This window comes from Gillisella vitis (assembly GCF_001541345.2).
Lineage (GTDB): Bacteria > Pseudomonadota > Alphaproteobacteria > Rhizobiales > Rhizobiaceae > Allorhizobium > Allorhizobium vitis.
On record NZ_LMVL02000021.1, the window covers coordinates 1 to 2,720 of the forward strand.

Consider the following 2,720-nt stretch of genomic DNA (forward strand, 5'->3'; position numbering starts at 1 on the left):
GTATGCGGCGTCTCCGTCCCATTGATTTCCCTGTTGCAAAGGTCGGGTCTAGCGCTTGGAGATGGTCCTATGAGCACGTCGGGGAGTCCCGGACGAGCTCATTGTGAGGCGCTGATCCGTTGCGCATAGGCCCAGGGCATGAGGGCGTCGATGTCTTTGGCGAGGTGGCCATTTGCGAGACTGATGAAGAGATCGCGCAGGTAGGCGTATGGTTCAACACCGTTCATCTTGCATGTGCCAATCAGGCTGGCGAAACGGGCCCAATTACGGCCGCCTTCATCATGGCCGGCAAAGAGAGCATTGCGGCGGTTCATGGCCGGGCTACGGATCGCGTTTTCGACGAGGTTGGAGTCGATGTCGACGCGGCCGTCGTCCAGGAACAGCCGGAAGCCGTCCTGACGTTTGAGCATATAAGCCATGGCCTTGCCGAGGTCGGACTTGCGCGAGACGCGCGCGGCCTGAGCTGTCAGCCATGTGAAGAACTCGTCCACCAGAGGGCGGGACAGGTTCTGGCGGACAGCCCGGCGATGTTCAGGATCACAACCTCGGATGCTGTCTTCGATCTTGTAGAGAGCGGCGATACGCAACAGCGCCTCGTCAACGATGGGCGAGCCCTTCTTTGGCTTGGCCTTGATCAGCTTTCTGCGGCCGTGTGCCCAGCAGAAGGCCAGACTCAACGGATCGCCGCCCGTGCGTTTTGGCGTGGCGAGGTGGGAGTAGCCGCCATAGGCATCGACCTGGATCGTGCCGTTGAAGCCATCGAGGATTTCTGCGGCATATTCGCCGTTACGTCCGGGCCGATAATGGAACACCACGCCCGGCGGCGCAGATCCGTTCCAGCCGCGGTCGTCGCGCAGAATAGCCCAGAGATAACCGGTTTTCGTCTTGCCGCGCCCCGGATCCAACACCGGGGCCGTAGTCTCGTCGACATACAGTCGCGTGCTTTCCGACATCAGGCGTTTGGCCATATGGTCTACCACCGGCGCGATCGCAGCGCCCGTCCGCCCCATCCAATCCGCCAGGACCGTGCGGTCGATCGGCACTCCGTGTCGGGCCATGACAGCCGCCTGCCGGTTCAGCGGCATATGTTCGGAATGTTTGGACACGGCAATCTGCGCCAATAGGGCTTCGGTCGGCCAGCTACCTTCCAGCAAATGCGCCGGCGCCTTCGCCTGCACCACGCCCGTGCGGCCCTTCGGGCAAGCGTATTTCGGGCGAATTGTCACGATCACCTGATAGCGCGCAGGAATTTGATCGAGCCGTTCCGTCCGGTCTTCGCCGATCCGGACCATGTTGCCGCAACCACAGGGACAGGCAATGCTATCGGGCTCGATCACTTGTTCGACGCGCGGTAGGCTCTGGGGCAGCGCGCGTGCCTTGCGCGCTTTGCGAGGGGCGGCCTTTTCGGGATCGGGTCCGCTGGCCGCGATCTTTTCCTCGACGAAGGCGATCTGCGCCTGCGTTTCGGCAATCGCGGTCTCCAGATCTTCCAGTGCCAGTTCCATCTGCGCCGGATCGAGCTTTTCCGATTTTGGCCCGAACTTCGTGCGGCGATAGTCCTGAACCTGGCTCTCCAGCTTCTCGATCAATTCCTTCAGCGCGGTGATGAAGGCGTCCTTTTCGGCCACCACCGCCTGCTCATGCTGACGGGCCGCGCGCTCAACCGACAGCTCGAACTGCACCGCCGCAAAGGCGTTCAATACCTCGACAGGAAGGTCCGGGAACTGGCTGAGATCGATCGGCTGCGACATATGTCTTCATAGCAAACCGAAGCAGAAAAGCCCAATAAAACAATGCTAAAATCAAGCCGGTGAGTCATCCTGCCGCACTCGGCGCCGTTACCCGCTGCGCCATAACTCGTCGCCAGTCGAGACCTTCGAACAAGGCTTCGTATTGAGCCCGAGAAAGACGCATCGTTCCATCCTGCACCTTCGGCCAGGCAAAATTGCCCTGCTCCAGAACCTTGTAGATCAGCACCATTCCGGTGCCATCCCATACCAGGATTTTTAGGCGATCCCCGCGCTTCGACCGGAAGATCACGGTGACCCCGGAATGCGGATCAAGCTTCAACTCGGTCTGCACCATCAATGCCAGCGCCTGATGACCACAGCGAAAGTCCACCGGCCGCGTCGCGATCAGGATCGGTAATCGTTGGCCCGCGACGATCATACAGTCCCTCGCATCGCCCGCACCAAGGCTGCAACCCGACCAACCGGCACGTCGCCGGGAACCCTCACAACGAGGTCTGCATCTATTTCTATAGTCACGATCCCCGAAGGGGCCGCGACCGGCTCCGGAACTGGCGATACATCGGCAGCCTCCTGCGGCTCCGTCGTAATCGCCAGGGGCACAAAGGCTGGCTCGAGTGAGCCGCTATTGTCGCAAGGCACGGCCGGCATGGATGGCATCAGTTCGGCAGGCAACGCCAGAAGACCCTGACGCGCCTGCCGTCGCCAGTCCGAAAGCTGATGCGCAGCAAGATCATAAGTCAGCGCAACATCAACAACCCGCGCACCGGGCTGAAGGCTTTCCGCTACAATCCGCGCCTTCAGATCATTGGGCCATCGCCGGTTTCCACGACGAGGCTCGACAACTTCGCATCGCCCGACAAATCCCTCACCATCCGCCATGCCAAATCTCCAGCTCTTGCCGAAAACCTTCTGGCACAAACCTCAATGTTCACAAACACGCGGAATCAATGGGATGGAGGCGGCGCATAC

3 protein-coding genes are annotated in these 2,720 nt (G+C 60.7%); all 3 read right to left on the reverse strand.

What is annotated here, in order from left to right:
* Window positions 1–98: 98 nt before the first annotated feature.
* Window positions 99–1,751, reverse strand: a complete 1,653-nt coding sequence (gene tnpC, locus ASB66_RS25975; protein WP_060716441.1) for an IS66 family transposase — start codon at window positions 1,749–1,751, stop codon at window positions 99–101.
* Between the two features lie 64 nt (window positions 1,752–1,815).
* On the reverse strand, window positions 1,816–2,169 hold the full coding sequence (tnpB, locus tag ASB66_RS25980; protein WP_060716442.1) for an IS66 family insertion sequence element accessory protein TnpB: 354 nt from the start codon (window positions 2,167–2,169) through the stop codon (window positions 1,816–1,818).
* Window positions 2,166–2,630 (reverse strand): IS66-like element accessory protein TnpA, encoded by a 465-nt coding sequence (tnpA, locus tag ASB66_RS25985; protein WP_081088899.1) that lies wholly within the window; start codon window positions 2,628–2,630, stop codon window positions 2,166–2,168. Before tnpA ends, tnpB begins: the two co-directional genes overlap by 4 nt.
* Between the last annotated feature and the right edge of the window lie 90 nt (window positions 2,631–2,720).